The organism is Burkholderia sola (assembly GCF_905400185.1).
In the GTDB taxonomy this organism is placed as follows: domain Bacteria; phylum Pseudomonadota; class Gammaproteobacteria; order Burkholderiales; family Burkholderiaceae; genus Burkholderia; species Burkholderia sola.
Map to the genome: position 1 here is coordinate 1,297,036 of NZ_FR989677.1, position 22,478 is coordinate 1,319,513.

Consider the following 22,478-nt stretch of genomic DNA (forward strand, 5'->3'; position numbering starts at 1 on the left):
GTGAGGTAACCGGCAATGTAATGGCCGCTTTCAAGACTGAAACCTGTCCGTTCGGGCGAGTGTTTCCCTTGCTGCGCCAACCCTGTACGTCAGTGCAGGTAGGCAGTGCGGTGGCTTGACGCTATAAAGCGGAACCCCTACGGCACTTGGAGAATCCGATGGACGACCACGCGAACGTGTTCGCTACGCTTACCGAACTGATTCCGCAGATTGCTGCGCTCGATATTGCGCCGGACATGCTGACGCGGGAAACGTCGCTGACGTCGGATCTGATGCTCGATTCGATCTCGCTGCTGTCGCTGATGGCGCTGACCGAGGATCGGCTCGGCATCAGCTTCGCATCGCACACGGAACAGGTCGCGAACCTCGAAACCATCGGCGATGCGGTTGATCTGGTGGAAATGCTGTTGTCCGTGAAAGCGTAACGAGATGACGATGAACGATCATCCGCACGACGCATGCAGGATGCCGTCGGCCGGCGGCGACGACCGTATCTGCCTGCTGGATGCCGGCGACCTCGCCGCGCTGCGCGCAGCGGCCGATGCCGGCGATGCGACTACGGCACTCGGTGCGTACCCGCGCATCGCTCGGCTTCGCGACGCATTGAACGCGCCCGGTTCCGGGCAGCTCGCCGTCGTCGTCGACGATCCCGAGATTCGCCGCACGCGCGAATTCGCGTCCTTGCCCCGCCTCCTGTCGGCCGCGCTCGACGTTGCGTCCGCATCCGTTGCGAACGCATGCATCGTCGTACTCGGCGACGCGCTCGCGGACGGCACGGCCGCCATCGGCGAAGCCGGTACGCTATCGCTGGCGTCACTCGACACGCTCGCCGACGCGGTCGCCGAAACCGTGTTCGAGGTACGCCGCCGCGTCGACACGTACTTCGAGCAAGAGCCGCTGGCGTTGCCTGCCGAAACAGCCGGCGCGGCCTGCCTGCTGACGGCTGAAGCGGTGCTGGCCTGGCTTGCGACGCAAGCGTCGCCCGGCCTTCACGTCGTGCATGGCGATCGGCGTATTGCTTGGCGCGAACTCGCCGAAAGCGTCGCGCAAAGGGTGCCCATTCCGACGCGAAGCGATGCCGACGAGGCCGGCTCCGACGCCGTTCTCGCGCTGCTCGAAACGAATCTGAAGCACGCCGAGCACATGCTGGGATACGCGGATGACGCGCACGTTCCCCCGACCGACATCCGTTCTCACCGACTACGCTGTGACGGCTTCGACTGGCAAGCCCGGATCGCTTCACGCGTCGCCGCTCACGCGGCCCGGCACGAAAGGCGCGACGCGCCCCGGTTTGTCGACCTGCCGTCCGCGCGCCGGATCACGACCGGCAACGGGCATCGGTATCTGAATGCCGGGCGCGGCTCGCGGGCCATGCTGCTCATCAACGCATTCGGCATCCCGCACGACGTGTGGCACGACTTCGCGGCCGGATTGGCGCCGGATTTTTCGCTCTATCTGGCGGACGACGCGAGCGATGCGTCAGCCGATGCAGGACTGACACGCGCGTACTATTCGAGCCCCGATGCGCCGGACCGCTACGCGCGCAGCGTGGCTGAATTGCTCGACGTCGAGGGGATCGACGCGATTCACGTCGCGAGCTGGTGCGGAGGCGCCCGATATGCGCTGGCGCTGGCGCGCGCACTGCCCGGCCGCATCGCGTCGATGAGCCTGATCGCGCCGTCGTTTGCCGGCGCGCAGGACTACGACGGCGCCGACAGCGCGTACGAAAACAATCTCAATACGATGTGCTCGCTCGTCGCGCGCATGCCGAAGGCCGCGGACAGCATGGCCAAATCGATGATCGGGCTCCTGGAGAAGCGGGCACGCAGCGACGCACGCGAAGGCGGCCACGCATCGATGTTCGCGCTACCCGATTCGGCGACCCGTCACTGGCTGCACGCGCCGTTCGTGTCGGCGGCGAACATGATCGAATACAGCCAGCAACTGCTGAATTTCCGCGCCCATCGGATCGAAGCCGAACGCGACGGATCGATCGCCGGCATCCCCGCGCTGCTCGTGACCGGCGAATACGACGAAATGACCTGCGCGATTCGTGCGCGAGCCATTACGTCGGCCCAGCTTCGCCCGATCCAGATCGAGCTCCAGGCCGGCAGTCATCACATGGTTCAGCAGAATGCGGCGCTGCTCGCGCAACTCGTCGGCGCGTTCGTCGGCGATCGGGCGCTGACACCCGACGCACTGCCGCATCCGAGACTGCGCGTCCTCCCTGCGGCCGACCGCGGCGAGAGGGAGAGGGAGACAGAGATGGAATCGGGCGAACTGTGACGCACGCGCCTTCCGATGCCCGTTCGGACAGTTACAGGCCCCGGGCATCGATCACTAAAGTCGCACTGTGAAGCAAGCCGGATCACACGCGGCCGATCGCGTCGTACAACTCGCAAACGACGCACAAGCCAACGCCAACCCGCTGGTCGGAGATGTCGAATGTACGCAAACAGCCTAGTCGAACTGATCGGCGATACGCCGCTGCTGTATCTGAAAAGCCTGTCGAATGAACACAGGCGAATCCGCGTGTATGGAAAGCTCGAGTGCTACAACCCCGGCAACAGCGTGAAGGACCGGAGCGCGCTGCAGTTGCTCCGCCAGGCCGAGCGCGACCATGGCCTCAAGCCGGGCTGGTCGATCGTCGAATCGACGTCGGGCAACATGGGGCACGCACTTGCGATGCTGTGCGCCACGCGCGGCTATCGCTTCATTTGCGTGCTCGATCCGAAGACGCCGAAGACGAATGCGAATCTCGTGCGCGCATTCGGCGGAGAGGTCGAGATGGTCGAACACCCCGACGAGACGGGCAGCTATCAGCGCAAGCGCATTGCGGTCGCGAAGGCGATTGCCGCGAGCGTGCCGAATTGCGTGAACCTCGATCAGTACAACAATCCGGCCGCGATCGACGCCCACTATTACTCCACCGGGCCCGAAATCGTCTCCCAGCTCGCCGACCGGCTCGACGCCGTGATCGTGTCCGCGAGCACCGGCAGCCATCTGAGCGGCATCGCACGCTATGTGAAGGAGCGCGACCCGGCCACCCGCGTGATCGGTGTCGAGCCCGACGGCTCGGTCGTGTTCGGCGGCACCTACCGGCCGCATCTGCAGAACGGCGCGGGGCTCAGTTTTCAGCCCGGCAACATCCTGATTCATCTCGTCGACGAAACGATGCGCATCGTCGATCGCGATGCGTTCGTCGGCTGTCGTCGCCTCGCGCTCGACGAAGGGTTGCTGCTCGGCGGTTCGTCCGGCGCCATCGCGCAGGCCGCGCGTCGCTACGTCGCCACCTTGCAAGGTCCGGCCAACATCGTGCTCGTCTTCCCCGATAGCGGCACCAAGTATCTCGACACGATCTACGACGATCAGTGGCTGGTCGATCATGGCCTCCAGGCCGTGCTCGACGACCTGTGCACCGACGCGCCCCCGCCACGCGCCGAAAGCGCCGTGGCCCTCGAAACCACGTGATCCAGGGACACCCATGAACGACTCCATCCGTACCTTGCTTGCCGACGGCGCGCAGTATCCGATCGCGTTGCCGAAGGCCAACGTCACGCACGTCACCTATCGCTGGACGAACGCCGTCGACGATACGTTGGGCGCGCAGATCGTCGAACTGATGCGGCGCACGAGCGAAAGCGCGCCGATCATCGGCTTCGCCGAAACGATCACGGACGCGGAAGCGAGCCGCTATCTCGACGAACTGCGCTCGAATCTCGCCGCGGAAAAGGTGCGCCTGCTGACGATCTTCGCGAACACCGGGCAGCTGATCGGCCTGTGCACGTTGCGCCGCAACCTGAACCCCAACAATCGCCATATCACCGATCTCGCGAAAGGCATGATCCACGACGCCTGTCGCGGCGGTGGCGTGCTGCCTGCCGCGTTCGTCGAGATCGCGCTGCAATGCGATCGGGACAATGTCGAACTGCTGACGCTCGACGTGCGAGACGGCACGCCCGCTCACCGCGTATGGGAACACTACGGTTTTCAGACGTGGGGCACGTTGCCGGACTACGCCCGCGCGAACGGGAAGATGCATGCCGGCCACTTCATGATGCAGCGCGTGGCCGACCTCAAGGAACGCGCGCTCGGCATGCTCACCGGTCGCGACGCCGACCGCACCGCCCCCGTCAAAGCAACGGCATGAGCCACGCCATCTACGACGGGCCGATCATCGACTCGCACTGCCACATCGCGTCGACGCGCTTCATCCCCACTGCGTTCCTCGAGGGATTCTGCGCCAACGTTCATGTCCGGCTCGTCGCCAATGGCGTACGGAAATCGCGATCGGAACTGCTCGATACCTATCTCGCGCAAAGCCAGGACCACTTCGGCGATGCACTGGTGGCCGACATGACGTCGGCCGGGATCGAGCAGGCCGTGGTGTTGCTGCCCGATTTCACGTACGTGATGAAAAGCGACCTCACGATCGCCGAGATGTATGCCGAGCATCATGCAATTCTGCAGCGTCACGGCGAGCGCTTTCACGTTTTCGGCGGCATGGATCCGCGTTGGGGCGCGGACGGTGTCGCGTTGTTCGAGAAAGGCGTGGTCGAGTACGGCTTCTCCGGATTGAAACTCTATCCGCCGTGCGGCTACAGCCCCAGCGACAAGCGCCTGTACCCGCTGTACGAAATCTGTCGCGCCCACCGGTTGCCGGTGCTTCTGCACGTGGGGCCGACCAGCCCGGCGCTCGAGTTTGCGTACTCGCACCCGGATCTGCTCGATCGCGCGGCGTTCGATTTTCCCGACGTGAACTTCATCCTCGCGCACGGCGCCGTCCATCACGTCGACGCTTGCGCGCGACAGTGCGCGTATCGACCCAACGTGTATCTCGACGTCAGCGCATTTCTCGGCTCGCAGCATCCGCAGGGGTGGTCGGTCGCGCTCGCGGAGCTGTTCCGCATGAACATCAATCACAAGATTCTGTTCGGCACCGACTGGCCGGTCTTTCGCAACTCGGGCGGCCACCGCAAGGTCATGGAGCAGTTCCTCGCCGCCGATGGCCCGCTCGCGGCGGTCGCGCCGGTGCAACGCAAGTGGTTGATGTCGGGCAATACGCGTGCGCTGCTGCCGGCATCGCGCACGATCGATGCGGTCGCGTGATTCCGGCCGTCGCATGCGACGGCCGTCCCGCACGCACTATGGGCTCGCCGCTGCGTCGATGATCGGCGCGCTGCTCGTCTGGACCGCATGGCCGGGGCATCGCGCCGACGCGATGGCGGAAACCGCCGACGCGCCGGACCACTGGCGCGCCGACGAACGGGCGCAGCTCGAATCGATGCGCCTGCCCGCGAACGTCGTCGTCAAAGTCGACCCGTCGAATCGCGTGGCCACGTCCGCACCGGCGGCGCAGCTTGGCAAGCGTTTGTTCTCCGATCCGCGGTTCAGCCGAAACGGCGCGATCGCCTGCGCAAGCTGCCACACCACCGATCGCCAGTTCGAAGACGGCCGACCGCTGGCAATCGGCCTGGGCATCGGCGTGCGTCGCACGATGCCCGTCGTCGGCATGACCGATGCGCCGTGGCTGTTCTGGGATGGCCGCAAGGATAGTATGTGGTCGCAGGCGATCGGGCCGATCGAGGATCACAACGAACACGGCGGCACCCGGCTGCGCGCCGCCCATGTGCTTGCCGAGCACTACCGCGACGCTTACGAGCCGCTGTTCGGACCGCTGCCCGACCTGAGCGCGCTGCCCCGTGACGGCGGCCCGCTCGGCACGGACGCGGAGAAAGCGGTGTGGCAGCGACTCGACGAACGCACCCGCACCGACGTGTCGCGCGTGTTCGCGAATCTCGGCAAGGCGATCGCGGCGTACGAAGCGACGCTTCAATACGGGCCTTCACGCTTCGATACCTATGTCGACGGCGTCCGGACCGGCGACCCGGCCAAGCTGGCCGCGCTGACGCCGACCGAGAAAGCAGGCCTGCGCCTGTTCGTGAACAAAGGCCAATGCATGACCTGCCACACCGGGCCCATGCTGAGCGACCGGCAGTTCCACAACATCGGCGTACCGCCACGTAGCGGAACGGCTGCCGATCCCGGTCGCGCGGCGGCGGTCGCCAAGGTGTTGCACGACGAATTCAACTGCATGGGGCCGTTCAGCGACGCGAAGCCCGAGCAGTGCGACGAGTTGCAGTTCATCTCGACCGACGATCCGCACATGCTCGGCGCGTTCAAGACGCCGAGCCTGCGCAACGTCGCGCTGCGGCCGCCGTACATGCACGCGGGTCAGTTCGCGTCGCTGGACGCGGTGATGCGCCACTACGCGGACGCGCCCGCGGCCGCGATCGGGCATAGCGAACTGAAAAGGATCGCGTTGTCGGATGACGAGCAACGGCAGCTCGTCGCGCTGCTCGGCGCGTTTTCCGGCCCCATCGTCGAGCGCTGATCGTCCGCGCCGTCGTGCGTCAGCGCGACGCGTCGCGAACGGCGACGCCCATCACCTTGACCTGGCCGCCAAACGGCAACGCAGCGGCCTGATAGACGGTTCGCGCCGGCCGGCGATCCGCGGGAAACAGGTCGGCATAAACCCCGTTCACGTCCGCGAGCGCACCGAGGTCGGAGAACGCGATGTCGACGAACACGAGATCCCGCGGGCTGAATCCCGCCGCCTCGATCGCACGGAACAGGTTCGCGAACGCGCGCCGCGCTTCTTCGGCCGGCGTACCGGGCACATAGCGGCCGTCGGCATCCAGCGAAAGCTGGCCGCTGAGATAACAGGTGTCGTTCGCGACCACCGCATGGCTGATCGGCGACGGCCACTGCGGCAGTTCATGGCCCGAGGTCACATAGTGTTTCATGCAGTGCTTCTCCTTGAAGCAGGTGGCGCTGCCGCGTCACAAATAGTGCTTGACGAGCAACTGGAAGAGATTCGACTGAGGCAGCGCGCCATATTCGGTCGACGACGCGCCCGCATTGATCTGCCATTGCAGCGCGACATCGGTTCTGGCGAAGCGATAACGCGCCTCGAGCCATGTGAGCCGGCTGCGATCGGCGAGGTTCAACCTGACGAAACCGGAGAGATCCAGACGCTGGATCCACGCGTCCTGCCACCTGATCATCGCGAAGAGCCCGTCGCGGGTCGTCGGGTCCTGCTGGGCGGCCGCCAGCGTTCGATACGCGGCGTAGCCGGCCGGCGGGCCATTGCGCAGCGCCTGCCAACCCGCACGGTCGAGCGCGGCGCCGTCCCGGTCGTATTCCAGCGTGACGGAAAGATTGCGCGACGTCGTGCAAGTCGCACCGGTTGCGAGTTTCCAGCGGAACGCGACATCGCCGTACGGCTGCCCAAGCGCACGCGCCAGCGTCGACGGCCCTCGCCCGCCCGACCACTCGACGTAGCCGACACACGCATTGTTGACGAGATGAACCAGGTTGACACCGAATTGCGGCGAACTGCCGGGCTTTCCGTCATCGTAGATCACGATCTGCGGCGACAGATCCGAGATGATGCGCTGGGTGAACTGAAGCATCCAGCGCGTGCGCTGATTCGTTGCGCCGAAGTCCGGCGAGAACGATGCGTCGGTGGCGCGATCCGCTATCCGCGGCGCGACGAGCGCACTGACGGAACCGTCTGCCCACAATTGCTGGCCGCGCAGCATCACCGTACCGAGCCGGTTCTCGCGCAGGCTCGCGGGATCCACCGAGGTCACGGAACGAACCGCGTTGTCGCGGAAAAAGTCGGTGGGGTTGTAGCCGGTCGCAACGCCGAGCCGCACATTGACGCGACCGGCCTGCAGCAGCGTGCTGCCGCTGCCTACGCGGCCGTCCACATACAGTTCCTTCAGCGTGTTGATCGCGCCCGAGTCGCCATCGAAGCGCCACGGACCGTTCAGGTCGAGTCGGTCTGCAAGACTGATGCCCCAGCCGTTCGAGAATGCGTGACGCGCCGTCAGGTCGAGCGACAGCCGCGTGGCCGTCCGCGTGCCGCCCGGGCGCAAGGTGGCGAAGCGCAGGCCCGGTTCAAGACTGAACTGGTACTTGCCGTCGTCGACCTTCTGCACCGGCGTCGCGTCGGCCAGCGCCAGCCCGGCCTCTTCCGCGTCGTTGGCATGGCATACGCCCGCCATGCCGGCCAACGCGATACAGGCGATGCCGATGCGCGTCATCATTCAGGCTGGAAACGCGCCATGAAATCGGACTGGAACCAGGCATCCGGAATCTCCTTCGCCACGTAGTCCGCATATCGCATCACGGTCACGAGATTCGGATTGAGCCCGTCGATGATCACGATCTCGGTGGGCCGCAACGCACCGAGCTGCTGCTGAAAGCGCCGATAGAACGCGGTCTTGAGAAGCTTGCCGCTTTCGCTGAAGAACCGTGCCTTCACGGGGCGCGAGTCCGTCGTATCGATCCACATTTCAATCGAGTGATACGTCATGTCGGATACGCTCTGGACCAGCTTCAGCCGGTACGCACGGCGCATCTGGCGCTCGCCGTCCTGCACGTCCTCCTCCGCCTCGACCTGGGCACGATATCCCTGTGCGAAATTGACGGTGACCACGTCGCCGTTCGACGCCTGCCCGAGCAGCCGTTGCTGCGGCGAAATGCGGATCGTCGCCTTGCTTGCCGGATCGAAAAACCACAGATCGTTGCCGCTCTTGAGCATCAGCTTGTTCGCATCGCGCGCCGGCGCGGCGAATCGAATCAGGCTGCGAAACTGACCGCTCGTCGGGTTGATCCGCGAATAGGCGGTCAGTGCGTTCGAATCCGTTTGCTTGCCGTCGGTGTACTGGGTCAGCGTGACGTTCAGCGTGAACGGTTCGCTCGGGTTGCGAACGGCATCGCTCGCGGCGAGGATGCGTTGCGGATCGGGCGCGGCGTGTGCGGTACAGCAGGCGAGTGCGAGGATCGCGGCGGCGGACAGGCGCGCCATCGAATGCGTCTGCATCGGAATCTCCGGAGCAATTACGGAATGACAGGGACGAGTTCGGCTCCCACCCGAAAAACGGGTGGAAAACCGACAGGCTTGGGGAGGAACGGGGTAACGCTGCGGTGTGCCGCTCAGTAGCCCGGATACTGCATCTGCAGTGCGACCCATGCGGCCGTGCGCTTGCCGAATTCGGACGAGATCGCATTCAGCGATGCATCGAGCGCATGCAACGGATAGCGCGTGATCGGCGCGGACAACATCCGCGTCGGCGCGTCGACGCCGGCCACGCGGTCGGGAACGATCGTCAACCCGCGCCGGGTGCGCACGGGTTCGCGGTTCGCGGCCACCGTGTAGGCCGTCGAGCGGAACGTCGTGGAATACGCGTCGGCCTCGAGCACGAGCGCGATTTCGTCGACGCCCGGCGCGATCGGAATACCGAAATCCTCATGCGACCAGAACGACACGTAGTTGGTTGCGATCGTCGCCATCGCCGGCAAGCCGAGGTTGAAGCGGTCGCTCGCGATCTCGGACGACCATGCAGGGCGTCCGAGCCGCTCGGCGACCTGCAGCGCACGTTCGCGCCCCGCGAGCGCCTCGACGAGCGCAAGCGATACCGGAATCGTCGCGGTGACGCCGGTCGTCGTGACGACCTTGCCATCGGCAACGTAACGCTTGCCTTCGACCCAGCGCGTATCGGCAAACTTCTTGCGGAGATCGTTCATCGAATACCAGTGCCCGGTTGCACGGCGGCCTTCCAGCAGCCCCGCACGGGCGACCACCCAGACGCCGTCGCACACGCCGATGATCGTCGCGCCCTTCTTCGCCTGCTCGGCCACCCACGCCAGCAGCGCCGGATCGCTGTCGCGATGCACGGCCGGCACGATCACATAGTCGGCCCCTTCGGGCACGCGCTGATCGAACTGGGCAGTGGTTTCGTCCGGAATCACGTTCATCGGTGCCGGGAACATGCGGATGGGGCCCGGCTTCGTCGCAAGCGCGACGAGATCCGCCGCGCCCGATTCGGCCACGATCCCATAGGGAACGACGTAATCGGTCAGCTCGGTATAGTAGTTTTCGCCGACGACGGCGACGATCGGGCGCGTGCGCCCGAAGCGCGGCTGATACGCGGGCAGCCGGTCCGCGCGTGCCGCCGCGGACGCGGCGGCCGGCGCCGACGCTTCGCTCGCCGGCCCCGCATGGGCCATGTTCGCGATACCCGATGCAAACGGCACGAGCAGCACCATCATCCAGTACAGCATGACTTTTCGCATTGAAGCCTCTCCGTGTATGGAACTCATCCAGTAATCAGGCATGGCGCCCGTGTCGACCGTCATGACGCCGCCGCCGGCGGCAACACGACGTTGAACGTCACGTCGTCGTCGCGCTGCGCGTCCCGGACCTTCAGCGTGATCGTCCACCAGCCGGGCATGCTGAACTTCATCCCTTGCAGTCGATACGTCCCGTTCGCGTCGCCGTCGATCACGCGAGGGCGCGTCGGCAGACCGTGCCCGTGCTGAGGCATCCCGCCACCGACATCGATGCGCGCACCGCGCACGGGCTCGCCCGATGCTCGCTTCACGATCACGGTCCATGCATGGATCCGGTTCAGCGGCGGCGGTGTCGTCGGCGGTTCGAGTGTCACGACGTACGCGCCCGACGCCGTCGCTTGCGTCAGCGACAAATTCAGACCCGCGGGCGCCGGCTGCTCGGCCGGTGCGCCACATGCGCCGAGCATCGCGATGCCACTCCCGGCGAAGGCTAACATGACAATCCGCCGACGAATCGATTTCATCGACATTTCATCGATGGCCGATCCGATCGTTCGATCACGCATAGCGGAGCGCATCGACGATCTCCATTCGCGACGCGCGGCGCGCGGGCAGCAACGCGGAAAGCATCGCCACCACGAGCAGGCCGATCGCGGTCCCGACGATCAGGTCGTTCTCGCCCCACACACGAATGATCAGCGGCACCGGCGAGCGGCCCGGCGGCGTCCACGTCAGACCGCTGACGTTGATGACGCCGGCGAGCAACGCCGCGCTGGCGACGCCCGGCACCGCGCCGATCACGCCGAGCAGCAACCCTTCGCACAGGAACAGGCGACGTACGCCCGCACGGCGCAATCCCATCGCGCGCAGCGTGCCGATTTCGACCGTGCGTTCGAACACCGCGGTGCTCATCGTGTTGCCGACGGTGAACAGCACGATCGCGGCGATCAGGAGCGCGACGAAACCGAACAGCGTCGCGAACATCGCAAGCGCTTGACCATAGAACGGGTTCAGCACCGTGTAGTCGACGACTTCCGTGTCCGTACCCGCGAATTTCGTTTTCAGCAGCGTCTCGATCCGCGCCTTCGCGGCCGGCAAATCCGACGTGTGGCGCAACTGGACGACGATCGCCGTCGCCATCGGCCGCTCGGTGCCGTAGACGAGTCGTTGCGCTTGCGCGAGATGCAGGCCGACGTACATGTCGTCGTATTCCTTGATGCCCTGTCGCTCCGCCTTCACGACCTGCAGTTCCGCCACGTTCGGCGCACCGCGCGCGGTCGCCGCAAGCAGTTCGATCCGCCGACCGTCCGCCGCGGCAACCGGCGCCGCACGCGTCCCCTCGGCAAGGGCCGCGATGTCGCCCGGAAGCGGCGAAGCCGGCGTGGTATCCGCGGGCTTCCCGGGCGGGTGGCAGTCGGGTACCTTGAGCGGCCCGCACAGTTCGAGCACGCGCGCGAGGCCCGTCCCGATCACGGCTGCGTCGCCGGTCGTGCCGGTCAGCGCCATCGGCGGGATCGTCACGGGGAACTGATAGTCGTTCCACGCTCGCATCCGGTTCTGGTCGTCGACGCGCACGCCGAGCGCGAGCGCGGTACGCGACAACCCCGCGTCGAAGTTGCCCGCGATACCCTGCAACTGCAGCGTGGGCGTCGCGACGAGCACCATCGTCGCCAGTTCCGGATCGGCCTTCACCGCATCGATGATCGCCTCGTAGTTGTCGATCCCGTACGCGGAAGGATTGCCGCTACCGAACTCGTAGAACCCCTTGCGTTCGATCTGCAGGTGGCCGCCGTACTTCACGTAATCGGTTTGCAGACCGTACGTGATGTTGCGCGTATAGCCGCCGAACAGCAGCACCGCGTGCGCGCCGACGATCATCGCGAGCAGGGTCGTGATCGAGCGGCGACGGTTGCGCAGCAGATTGCGGAGCGCGAGCGAAAAAGTCTTCATGCGAACGCCTCCTGGTCGTCGGTGCGTGTCACGTCGGACACGATCCCGTCGGCAATGTGAACGACGTCGTCGCCTGCCGCGATGACCTGCGGATCGTGCGACGAAATCACGAACGACACGCGCCGCTCCCGTTGCAACCGCCGCATCAGCGCGATGATTTGCTGACCGGTCTTGCTGTCCAGATTGGCGGTCGGCTCGTCCGCCAGCACGAGGTTCGGCGACGCAACGAGTGCGCGTGCGATCGCGACGCGTTGCCGCTGACCGCCGGACATCTGTCCCGGACGGTGATGCGCCTTGTCCGCGAGGCCGACCGCATCGAGCATGTCCCGCACCTTCAGTGCACGTTCGGACTCCGTCAATCGCGTGCCCGCGAGAAGCAGCGGATATTCGACGTTTTCGTGCGCCGTGAGCACCGGCAGCAGATTGAAGTTCTGGAAGACGAAACCGAGCCGTCGCGCACGAAAATCGGACAGTGCGTCGTCCGACAAACGACCGACGTCTTCGCCCGCCACGACGATGCGGCCGCGGTCGGGCCGGTCCACGCATCCGACGAGATTCAGCAACGTCGACTTCCCGCTACCGGAAGCACCGGCGATGACGGTCAGTTTTCCGTCGCGAATGTCGAGCGTGACGTCGCGCAGCGCGGTCACGTTGACGGAACCCATCAGATACGACTTTTCAACGGCTTCGAGTATTACGGCGTTCATGGTCTCGATGTACGAAGTTGGCGGGCCGCGACAGCACGGTGCAGGACGATCGCGCAGCGCAGAATACCAACTTGCGTGTAGGGAAAAACCTGTTCGTTGGGGCAGCATCCGGGCGCGAACCCGATGCCGGGATCGCATGTCGCGCCCCGCATTCGCGAACAATCACGGCCGGGAGGGATCGTCAACCTGTACCGTCGGACGGCACCCGTCGCCGGCCCTTGCGATTACGCTGCACCGTCATCGGCGCGCCGCCCCGGATCGGATCGCGGCTGCGACGCGTCACGACTTCCGCTCTCAATCGGCATGCCAGTCAAGATCACGCCCTGGTTCATCCTGCATCGCCCCCAACCCGCGGCCACGCACCGGCTGTTCTGCTTCCCGTACGCCGGTGCCGGCTCGCTGCTCTATCGGCGCTGGGCGCTCGAACTGCCCGACTGGATCGAAGTCGTGGCGGTCGAACTGCCTGGGCGCCAGACGCGCTTCTCGGAAGCGCCGCCCACGTCGCTGGATGCGATGACGGATGCATTGGCCACCGCCGCGCACGGGCTCCTCGACAAACCGTTCGGCACCTTCGGATACAGTTTCGGCAGTGTCGTCGGTATCGAATGGCTGAGGGAACTCGACCGACGACGGCTTCGCGGGCCCATTCACGCATTCTGCGCGGCGCACCGTGCGCCGCATGTCGTCCCTCGTCCGTTAGCGATTCATCGGTTGCCGGAACCGGACCTCATCGACTGGCTGAAGACGATGGGCGGCACACCGGATGCGTTGCTGTCGGAGCCGGACTGGCTTCGGCATTTCCTGCGTGCGCTGCGAGCCGATCTGGCGCTCGCCGAAGGCTATCGCACCGATACGCCTTTCGCGTTGCGCTGCGGGCTGACCGTATTTGGCGGCCTGCACGATCCGCATGTCGACATCGACGCGCTGCGCGAATGGCGCCGCTACAGCGGCGGGCCGTTCTCGCTTCATCGGTTCGACGGCGATCATTTCTTCATCCATGCCCGGGAGCGCGAGCTCCAGGATCACGTTGTCGCGACGCTGGCCGCGCACGCATAGTCTCGATACAGGGAACCGGTTGCGCCCGCCTTGTTTGCGAGGTCATTGCGTCACAGCATCACGCGCTCGATCCCGCCATGGTTCGCCCGTGCGACATAATCGGCCATCCAGTTCTCGCCGAGCACCTGACGCGCGATTTCCACCACGATGTAGTCGGCCTCCAGGTTCGCGTCCTCGTTGTAGCGCGACAGCCCCTGCAGGCACGACGGGCAGCTCGTCAGGATCTTCACGTCCGGGCCGTTCGCGCCCGCGGCGGCCGGCGCCGGCGCATCGCCCGCCACCACCGGAATCGCACGCAGCTTCGCCGCGCCCTTGCGGATCTCCTCTTCCTTGCGGAAGCGCACCTGCGTCGACACGTCCGGCCGCGTGACCGCCAGCGTGCCCGACTCCCCGCAGCAGCGATCGTTCTTCTCGATCCTGTAGCCGTCCTTCTCCGCGCCCATCAGCTCGTTGACGAGCTTCACCGGGTCGATCGTCTTGATCGGCGTATGGCACGGGTCGTGATACATGTAGCGCGTGCCCGTCACCCCGTCGAGCTTCATCCCCTTCTCGAGCAGGAACTCGTGGATGTCGATGATCCGGCACCCCGGGAAGATCTTGTCGAATTCATACCCCGCCAGCTGGTCGTAGCACGTGCCGCACGACACCACCACCGTCTTGATGTCCAGATAGTTCAGCGTGTTCGCGACCCGGTGGAACAGCACGCGGTTGTCCGTGACGATCTTCTCGGCCTTGTCGTACTGCCCCGAGCCGCGCTGCGGATAGCCGCAGCACAGGTAGCCCGGCGGCAGCACCGTCTGCACGCCCGCTTCCCACAGCATCGCCTGCGTGGCCAGCCCCACCTGCGAGAACAGCCGTTCGGAGCCGCAGCCCGGGAAGTAGAACACCGCTTCCGAATCGACGGTCGTCGACTTCGGGTTGCGGATGATCGGCACGATCTTGTTGTCCTCGATGTCCAGCAGCGCCCGCGCCGTCTTCTTCGGCAGGTTGCCCGGCATCTTCTTGTTCACGAAGTGGATCACCTGCTCGACCGCCGGCGGCTTGCCCGTCGTCGCCGGCGGGTGCTGCGTCTGCTTCGTCACGACCTTCTTCAGCATGTCGTTCGCGAAGCGCTGCACCTTGTAGCCCACCCCCATCATCACGCCGCGCGCGAGGTTGATCGTCTGCGGATTGGTCGCGTTCAGGAAGAACATCCCCGCCGCGTTGCCCGCGTTGAACTTCTTCTTGCCCATCTTGCGCAACAGGTTGCGCATGTTCATCGTCACGTCGCCGAAGTCGATCTTCACCGGGCACGGCGTCGCGCACTTGTGGCACACCGTGCAGTGGTCGGCCACGTCGTTGAACTCGTCCCAGTGCTTGATCGACACGCCGCGGCGCGTCTGCTCCTCGTACAGGAACGCCTCGACCAGCAGCGACGTCGCGAGGATCTTGTTGCGCGGGCTGTACAGCAGGTTCGCGCGCGGCACGTGGGTCGCGCACACCGGCTTGCACTTGCCGCAGCGCAGGCAGTCCTTCACCGAATCGGCGATCGCGCCGATGTCGGACTGCTGCATGATCAGCGACTCGTAGCCCATCAGCCCGAAGCTGGGCGTGTACGCGTTGCGCAGATCGGCGCCGTCGAGCAGCTTGCCCTTGTTGAAACGGCCGTTCGGGTCGACGCGCTGCTTGTACGCGCGGAATTCGGCGATCTCGTCGTCGGTCAGGAACTCGAGCTTCGTGATGCCGATCCCGTGTTCGCCGGAGATCACGCCGTCGAGCGAACGCGCCAGCGTCATGATGCGGGCCACCGACGCGTGCGCGTCCTGCAGCATCTCGTAGTTGTCGGAGTTGACCGGGATGTTGGTGTGGACGTTGCCGTCGCCCGCATGCATGTGCAGCGCGACGAACACACGGCCGCGCAGCACGCGCTTGTGGATCGCCTGCGCTTCGTCGAGGATCGGCTTGAACGCGCCGCCGTTGAAGATCGCGCGCAGCTCCGCGCGGATCTCCTGCTTCCACGAGATGCGGACCGTGCGGTCCTGCGTGACGTGGAACACGGTCGCGCCCGGTTGCGCGTCCGCGCGATCGGCGAACTTCTCGGCGAGCGCCTCGTAGCCGAGCTGCACCAGGTAGTGCTGCGCCTCGCGCAGCGGCTGGTCGAGCCGGTCGCGCACGAATTCCCAGCGCGCGCGCACGCGCTTGAGCAGCTCCAGCGCCTGCTGCACGCGGTCTTCCAGCAGCTCGGCGCTCGGGATCTCGTTCGCGTCGTCGGTCTTGCCGAGCGGCAGGTTGCCGCCCTTGAAGAACGCCTCGAGCGCGTCGACCAGCTGCAGCTTGTTCTTCAGCGACAGCTCGATGTTGATCCGCTCGATGCCGTCGGTGTACTCGCCCATCCGGTTCAGCGGGATCACGACGTCCTCGTTGATCTTGAACGCGTTCGTGTGCTTCGCGATCGCGGCCGTGCGGCTGCGGTCGAGCCAGAAGCGCTTGCGCGCCTCCGCGCTGACCGCGACGAAGCCTTCGCCGCTCTTGCCGTTCGCCATCCGGATCACTTCGGACGTCGCCTGCGCGACCGCATCGGCGTCGTCGCCGACGATGTCGCCGATCAGCACCATCTTCGGGAACGCGTTGCGCTTGCTCTTGGTCGCGTAGCCGACCGCGCGCAGGTAGCGCTCGTCGAGGTGCTCGAGGCCCGCGAGGATCGCGCCGCCCTGCTTCGACGTCTCGAACAGGTAGTCCTTGATCTCGACGATGCTCGGGATCGCCTCGCGCGCCTGGCCGAAGAATTCGAGGCAGACGGTGCGCGTATGCGCGGGCATCTTGTGCAGCACCCAGCGCGCGGACGTGATGAGCCCGTCGCAGCCTTCCTTCTGCACGCCCGGCAGGCCGGCGAGGAACTTGTCGGTCACGTCCTTGCCGAGCCCTTCCTTGCGGAACCGGCGACCCTCGATCTCGAGCATCTCGGTCTTGAGCAGCTTCTCGCCGGGCGCGTATGCGCCGTCGAACCACTTCAGCTCGAAGCGCGCGACCGCGATGTCGTGGATCTTGCCCTGGTTGTGCTCGTGGCGCGTGACTTCGAGCCAGTTGCCGTCCGGGTCGACCATTCGCCACCACGCGAGGTTGTCCAGCGCGGTGCCCCACAGCACGGCCTTCTTGCCGCCCGCGTTCATCGCGACGTTGCCGCCGATGCACGACGCGTCGAGCGAGGTCGGATCGACCGCGAACACGTAGCCGGCCGCTTCGGCCGCCTCGGTCACGCGGCGCGTGACGACGCCCGCGCCGGAGAAGATCGTCGGCACCTTGTGCGCGACGCCCGGCAGCTCGGTCAGTTCGACCGCGCCGAGCTGTTCGAGCTTCTCGGTGTTGATCACCGCGGAGAACGGCGTGAGCGGCACCGCGCCGCCCGTGTAGCCGGTGCCGCCGCCGCGCGGGATCACGGTCAGGCCGAGCTCGAAGCACGCCTTGATCAGCGCGGCGATCTCCGCTTCGGTGTCCGGCGTCAGCACGACGAACGGGTATTCGACGCGCCAGTCGGTCGCGTCCGTCACGTGCGACACGCGCGACAGCCCGTCGAAGCGGATGTTGTCCTTCTGCGTGCAGCGGCCGAGCGCCTTGGTCGCGCGGCGGCGCAACTCGGCCATCTTGTCGAATTCGTCGGCGAATTCGTCGACCGCGCGCTGCGCGGCGGTTTCGAGCATCTCGACGCGCGACGCGCGTTCGCGGCCGGCGTCGTCGTACCATCCGCTCACACTCACCCGACGGCGCCTTGCAATTTCGGACAGCCGATCATGCATCGTGGCGATCAGGAACCGGCGACGCCTTCGGTTATCGAGCAGGTCGTCCTGCAGGTACGGGTTGCGGCGCACGATCCAGAGGTCGCCGAGCACTTCGCAGAGCATCCGTGCCGAGCGGCCCGTGCGGCGCTCGGCGCGCAGTTCGTCGAGCACCGCCCACGCGTCCTCGCCGAGCAGGCGGATCACGATCTCGCGATCGGAAAACGACGTGTAGTTATACGGAATATTGCGCGACGGTTCATGCAATCCTGCTATTGCCCGAATACGCTCCAGCAATTGTACGGTTGGCAGTCGGGCATTCATTGGCGTCTATGAAATGAATGATGAAGCGATCGAGAACCACGCTCGGAAAAGCGGAATCGTATTCGGCAATCAGCAGGGAAACTAAACGGAAATGACGGTCCGGATCAAATCGAATGCGCCTTTCAGCATCATCGCCGTGGCGATACCGACCAACGGAGGCGCAAGCACGCCGGTCACGCACAGCAAGACACGGCCCGGGATCGGCAAGCCCGGTCGCTTCCATGCGATATAAAGTGCTGCCGGCGGCAGAAAGAGAATCGACAAAATATAGGCTTTGTACGTCAACCCGTGACGCGCGACAAATGCCTTGACCTTTTCCTTGAAAGACATTCCCGAACTCTCCTAGATCAATCCCAGACGGCTAACCTTCGCCACCGCTTGCGCTCTATTCGACACACGCAGCTTCTCATAGACGTTCGTCAGATGAAACTTGACCGTTCTTTCAGACATCGAAAGGATCCGGCCGATTTCCCACGCAGTCTTGCCTTCGACGACCCATTTGATTACATCGGATTCCTTTCTCGTGAACTGAATCCTGTTCGCGCTTTCGCAAGCATCCGGCTCGAGACCCGCTGCACACGGTTGCGCGCCTTCCCGGTTCTGCCTCGCAATCTTCTGGGTCAACGCTGCGTGCAAATGCATGGCGATGAGACTGACGAGCAACGCCGAATGCAACGTCGTGTCTTCGCACTTCAGCTGCAAAACGGTCCGAATGGCCGTCGAATCACCGGGTGGAGCGCCGATGCAAGCGACCACACCCCGCCCGCGCATGTATGACGCGACATCGTTGACCTGCGCATCGCGTTGCGGCGCTTCCCCGTCGAGATCGCGCCAGCGAAACGTATGATCCTGACGATCGGACAACGCGAAGCAACTCAGATATCGATCGATATCGATCCCGGGACCAAACAAAGTCACGCCTCGCCGGGTTCCGGCGTCGCTCGCGGCCCCATAGCGATATATCAGCCCGTGAGAAGCCGTATCGCCGCTTCCGCCGTGCAAAATCAAACACTTGTCGAACGGAATCACGCGTCCGATTTTTTCCGCGAGTTGATCGATCCCCTCGGTCAAACCGTTGGGACGAAGAATCTCGCCAATGATGCGAGAAAAGGTCTCCAATTTTCTGGGCCCTTATTGAAAAGACAAGATTCGTATTCGTTGACATGCTCCGGCAGCCGAATATCTGCCAAGGCTTCAAGGCCGTACCGGACGGGCAATCCAACGCCGCTTGCTTTCTACGCGCCAGCACTGCGACAGTATCCGATGGCAACGTCTAGGCCGCCATCGTTCGCGAACCATGTTTTGATAACCAGTACTCACGAGGAATACAAACCAATTACGCAAGACCATTAACATCTGAATTATTTACTTTGCCAATGGCTGAAACAGTTCACTGTACGGGCCACCTGTCTAGATTCCGCGCTCTAAACTTGAAGCTGCGCAAGTATATCGGAGGACAGAAGACAGAAACATTACTTTCCGAAAAAATATGTAATGAACCTTTCTTTTGTATTACGCGAAAAAATGGCGGTTTGATTGCATAAAAACGATTTTATATCGCATAATATTTCAACAATCCGGCGAAGTGCGGCATTTTGTCACAATTCCGACCCGAGGACGCCAGAAAACTTTACAAATCAGCCGACATCAATTTCACCCCCTCGTATAATGCGAGGCATTATTTACATCCCCCGAATCCACCGCAATCAATTACCGTTTCGATAATTCAAGAAATCCGGCCGATCAAATCATGTCTTTCAAATGCCGTTATATTTGTCGCGCTCTTGCGGCCATCGATCGGCCGAATTAGAAAAATTGGCAGACTACGCAAACTTTCCACCGACGCATCTCGTCGGCATACGATTAGCGCAATCATGAGCAGTGACCGTCACCGCTTGTGCGTCCCCAAAGCGGAATACGCCGTATGAGGCCGGTTACGACGACCATGCCGCGCACCGGGTACGGTTGCGGACAAAGATACGTCGACGTCCATCAACGACAACACCTGCGGGCAGTCGGGGATTCGGCCGGCATTCCGCCGCTGGCGAGACGAGCGGACGTGGCGCGTTCGATGCAATGCCGGCCGGTATTTCAGGAAATTCCGGTGCCCGATGTGCACCGGTGTGCGCATTGGAAGCTTCGTCGCGTTCACGAACGTCCGTCTTGCGTCCGCTTCGTCATCGCGCGAAGGCGGCCCTCGAACTTGTGCAGCAGCATCGATGCCGTGGCCGCAAGCCCGATGGCGAGTCCGCTCCAGATGCCGTAGATGCCGTATCCCAGCATCACACCGGCCGCCCAGGCGATCGGCAGACCAATCAACCAGTATCCGACGATCGATATCCGAAACGAACTCGTTACGTCACCGAGGCCCCGCAAAATGCCGACGCCGATGTTCTGGCTGCAATCGAAGATCTGCAGCAGCGCCGCGATCGTCAGCAGCCCACCGGCGAGGCGCAGGACTTCGGCACTCGCGGCCACGCCGTTATCGAGAAATGGCGCGAGCACGCGGGTGGGCGCAACGAGATACGGCAGCGCAACGATCAACATGGTCACGACGCCCAGCGCGAGCCCCGTATAGCCGAGTCGACGCGCACCGCGATAGTCGTGCCGCGCACACGCATGGCTGATGCTGATCGACGAAGCGTGAGACAAACCGACCGAAATCATGAACACGATGTAGATCACCTGATTCACGATCGTCTGGGCAGCCAGCGCATCGGCGCCGAGCGTCCCGATCACGAGCGTGAGGACGGTGAAGAACGCAGCTTCCGATCCATAGGTTGCCGCAATCGGCAAACCCATCCGCCACGTCCGCGCCAACGTATCGGCATCGGCGCGCCAGACGGCAAGCGACAAGTGTTCGGACAGTTCCGGCCGGCGCCTGGCGATCGTCAGAAACGCGATGAAGGAAAGCAGGTACACGCTGCTGGTTGCGCACGCAATACCGATCAGGCCGAGCTTCGGAAAGCCGAACCGGCCGAACATCAACGCGTAGTCGAGCGCCGCATTGACGACGATCGATACGATCGTGATCGCCAATAGCGGCCCGGGCTTGCGCAGTCCGACGGTATATTGTCGAAGCACCTGAAACCACAGACACGGCAATATGCCGGGTGCGGCCGCCGCAAGATAGAACGAGGCTTGCCGCGCAACGTCCGGATCCTGCCCGAGCCAGACAAGCGGCATTTCGATACACAGCATCATCAATGCAAACGCCAGTGCCGCGAGCGTCGACAGCGCAAAGCCGGAGCGCACCAGCCGCATGATGTCGGCATGCGCGTGTTGACCGTTCGCGAACGCGACGAGGTTGCCGGTTCCCGTCACCAGTCCGGTTCCCATCGTCCGGAACTGGTTGAAGATCGTCAGCGCGAGCCCCCCAGCGGCGATCTCGCGCGGGCCAAGCATCCCCATCATGACGATGTCGGTGGTCGTCAGCGCCACCTGGGCGAGCTGCGTAAGGATCAGAGGAGCGGCCAGCACGCCGATTTGCGCGGCATCGAGCCAGACTTGTCGATGAACTTTCATGCGGCGCCGGAAAATATCGATTCGAGTTCCTGATCAATCGACTCGTCGAGCAGATTTCGCGCTCGCATCCAGTCGTCGTCGAACACCGTGTCGAGGTATTTTTCGCCGCCGTCACAGACCAGGGCCACGAGCGTAGCACCCGCCGGCAGCGAATCGAACATCTTCAACGCGTGCCAGATGACGCTGCCGGCCGAGCCGCCGACGAGCAGCGACTTCTTGCGTGCGATATAGCGTGCCGTATTGAAGGCGGCCGCGTCCGTCACTTTGTGGCCTTCGTCGAGCAACGCATAGTCGACCAACGCGCCGATCTCGGCGCCGGGCGGCGTCCCGGTGCCGGACTGATAATACGATCCGCCTTCGCCGCCGAACACGATCGACCCGACGGGCTCGACACCAATGACGCGCGGCGCCGGGCCCGTCGCGAGCAGTTCTCGTGCAGTGCCGAACAGCGAGCCTCCGGTGCCAACCGACCCGACCAGAAAGTCGATTCGGTCGCCGAGGACGTCGCGCAGTTCATGTGCCAGCCCGCGGTAACCGTTACCGTTCGCGGGATTGTTGTGCTGCTCCGTCCAGATGCTGTCCGGATCGTCGGCTGCCATGCGCTTGGCAAGCGCGTCGCGGTCCGCCGTCGCGATCGTGTCGCCGTCGCTCACGCAAACGAGCTTTGCGCCGAATGCTTGCATCGCGCGCAGCTTGTCTTTCGACGCGTGACTGTCCACGATCGCGGTAAACCGATAGCCGCGCTCGGCCGACAACAGCGCCAGCCCCATGCCCGTATTGCCGGACGTCGATTCGATCACGTGTCCGGCCGGCCGCAGACTGCCGTCCTGTTCCGCTTCGTCGAGCATCTGCCTCGCCATCCGGATCTTGGCGCTGCCGGTCGGATTCGTCGATTCGAGTTTAAGCAGGATGCGCGCGCCGTTGGCGCCGCGAATCAATTCGAACAACGGCGTGCGGCCGACAAGATCCGATACCTTCGACACGATCGCAGGGACGGTGATCGTGGCTTGCTCACCCATAA

At 64.3% G+C, this 22,478-nt stretch carries 19 protein-coding genes; 7 read left to right on the plus strand and 12 right to left on the minus strand.

Annotation, left to right across the window (positions count from 1 at the left end):
• Positions 1–158: 158 nt before the first annotated feature.
• The 6 genes from KR541_RS35720 to KR541_RS35745 all read left to right on the plus strand — a co-directional run bounded on the left by KR541_RS35720 (position 159) and on the right by KR541_RS35745 (position 6,394).
• Entirely contained in the window at positions 159–425 is a 267-nt protein-coding gene (locus KR541_RS35720; RefSeq protein ID WP_050016620.1) for an acyl carrier protein, read from the plus strand.
• Positions 426–435: 10 nt separating this feature from the next.
• Positions 436–2,286 (plus strand): alpha/beta hydrolase, encoded by a 1,851-nt coding sequence (locus KR541_RS35725; RefSeq protein ID WP_216090209.1) that lies wholly within the window; start codon positions 436–438, stop codon positions 2,284–2,286.
• A 159-nt stretch (positions 2,287–2,445) separates the two neighbouring features.
• Positions 2,446–3,471: a PLP-dependent cysteine synthase family protein gene (locus KR541_RS35730; protein ID WP_239469026.1), complete on the plus strand. Its 1,026-nt coding sequence runs from the start codon at positions 2,446–2,448 to the stop codon at positions 3,469–3,471.
• Between the two features lie 13 nt (positions 3,472–3,484).
• On the plus strand, positions 3,485–4,150 hold the full coding sequence (locus tag KR541_RS35735) for a GNAT family N-acetyltransferase (RefSeq protein ID WP_050016626.1): 666 nt from the start codon (positions 3,485–3,487) through the stop codon (positions 4,148–4,150).
• Positions 4,147–5,109, plus strand: a complete 963-nt coding sequence (locus KR541_RS35740; protein ID WP_050016628.1) for an amidohydrolase family protein — start codon at positions 4,147–4,149, stop codon at positions 5,107–5,109. Before KR541_RS35735 ends, KR541_RS35740 begins: the two co-directional genes overlap by 4 nt.
• A 13-nt stretch (positions 5,110–5,122) precedes the next feature.
• Entirely contained in the window at positions 5,123–6,394 is a 1,272-nt protein-coding gene (locus KR541_RS35745; protein ID WP_235356272.1) for a cytochrome-c peroxidase, read from the plus strand.
• Between the two features lie 19 nt (positions 6,395–6,413).
• Here KR541_RS35745 and KR541_RS35750 read toward each other — a convergent pair whose 3' ends face one another.
• The 7 genes from KR541_RS35750 to KR541_RS35780 all read right to left on the minus strand — a co-directional run bounded on the left by KR541_RS35750 (position 6,414) and on the right by KR541_RS35780 (position 12,800).
• The gene (locus KR541_RS35750; protein WP_050016632.1) at positions 6,414–6,806 is read right to left on the minus strand and encodes a RidA family protein; all 393 of its coding nucleotides are present in this window, start codon (positions 6,804–6,806) and stop codon (positions 6,414–6,416) included.
• 36 nt (positions 6,807–6,842) lie between these two features.
• Positions 6,843–8,114, minus strand: coding sequence for a hypothetical protein (locus KR541_RS35755; RefSeq protein ID WP_252996721.1), 1,272 nt, complete (start codon positions 8,112–8,114; stop codon positions 6,843–6,845).
• On the minus strand, positions 8,111–8,893 hold the full coding sequence (locus KR541_RS35760; protein ID WP_080334354.1) for an outer membrane lipoprotein-sorting protein: 783 nt from the start codon (positions 8,891–8,893) through the stop codon (positions 8,111–8,113). The genes KR541_RS35755 and KR541_RS35760 overlap by 4 nt, the downstream gene beginning before the upstream one ends.
• A 113-nt stretch (positions 8,894–9,006) precedes the next feature.
• Entirely contained in the window at positions 9,007–10,146 is a 1,140-nt protein-coding gene (locus KR541_RS35765; RefSeq protein WP_176017054.1) for a DJ-1/PfpI family protein, read from the minus strand.
• A gap of 59 nt (positions 10,147–10,205) precedes the next feature.
• Positions 10,206–10,640 carry a FixH family protein gene (locus tag KR541_RS35770; RefSeq protein WP_235356274.1) on the minus strand — a complete coding sequence of 145 codons (435 nt, stop codon included), beginning with the start codon at positions 10,638–10,640 and terminating at the stop codon, positions 10,206–10,208.
• A gap of 61 nt (positions 10,641–10,701) precedes the next feature.
• The gene (locus KR541_RS35775) at positions 10,702–12,093 is read right to left on the minus strand and encodes an ABC transporter permease (RefSeq protein WP_216090210.1); all 1,392 of its coding nucleotides are present in this window, start codon (positions 12,091–12,093) and stop codon (positions 10,702–10,704) included.
• Entirely contained in the window at positions 12,090–12,800 is a 711-nt protein-coding gene (locus KR541_RS35780; protein ID WP_050016640.1) for an ABC transporter ATP-binding protein, read from the minus strand. Before KR541_RS35780 ends, KR541_RS35775 begins: the two co-directional genes overlap by 4 nt.
• 96 nt (positions 12,801–12,896) lie before the next feature.
• On the opposite strand from KR541_RS35780, the gene KR541_RS35785 reads away from it, so the two are divergent.
• Positions 12,897–13,856: a thioesterase II family protein gene (locus tag KR541_RS35785; RefSeq protein ID WP_143328928.1), complete on the plus strand. Its 960-nt coding sequence runs from the start codon at positions 12,897–12,899 to the stop codon at positions 13,854–13,856.
• A 50-nt stretch (positions 13,857–13,906) separates the two neighbouring features.
• Here the strand turns inward: KR541_RS35785 and KR541_RS35790 are convergent, their stop codons facing one another.
• From KR541_RS35790 to KR541_RS35810, 5 genes are all read right to left on the minus strand, one after another.
• Positions 13,907–17,932: a DUF3683 domain-containing protein gene (locus KR541_RS35790; RefSeq protein ID WP_332371627.1), complete on the minus strand. Its 4,026-nt coding sequence runs from the start codon at positions 17,930–17,932 to the stop codon at positions 13,907–13,909.
• Positions 17,933–18,013: 81 nt separating this feature from the next.
• Positions 18,014–18,262, minus strand: a complete 249-nt coding sequence (locus KR541_RS35795) for a hypothetical protein (RefSeq protein WP_050018218.1) — start codon at positions 18,260–18,262, stop codon at positions 18,014–18,016.
• Between the two features lie 12 nt (positions 18,263–18,274).
• Positions 18,275–19,051, minus strand: coding sequence for a helix-turn-helix transcriptional regulator (locus KR541_RS35800; protein WP_235356336.1), 777 nt, complete (start codon positions 19,049–19,051; stop codon positions 18,275–18,277).
• 1,029 nt (positions 19,052–20,080) lie between these two features.
• Complete coding sequence (locus tag KR541_RS35805) at positions 20,081–21,457, minus strand: MATE family efflux transporter (protein WP_050018217.1); 1,377 nt, start codon at positions 21,455–21,457, stop codon at positions 20,081–20,083.
• Positions 21,454–22,476 (minus strand): cysteine synthase family protein, encoded by a 1,023-nt coding sequence (locus tag KR541_RS35810; protein ID WP_050018216.1) that lies wholly within the window; start codon positions 22,474–22,476, stop codon positions 21,454–21,456. The genes KR541_RS35805 and KR541_RS35810 overlap by 4 nt, the downstream gene beginning before the upstream one ends.
• Positions 22,477–22,478: the final 2 nt, after the last annotated feature.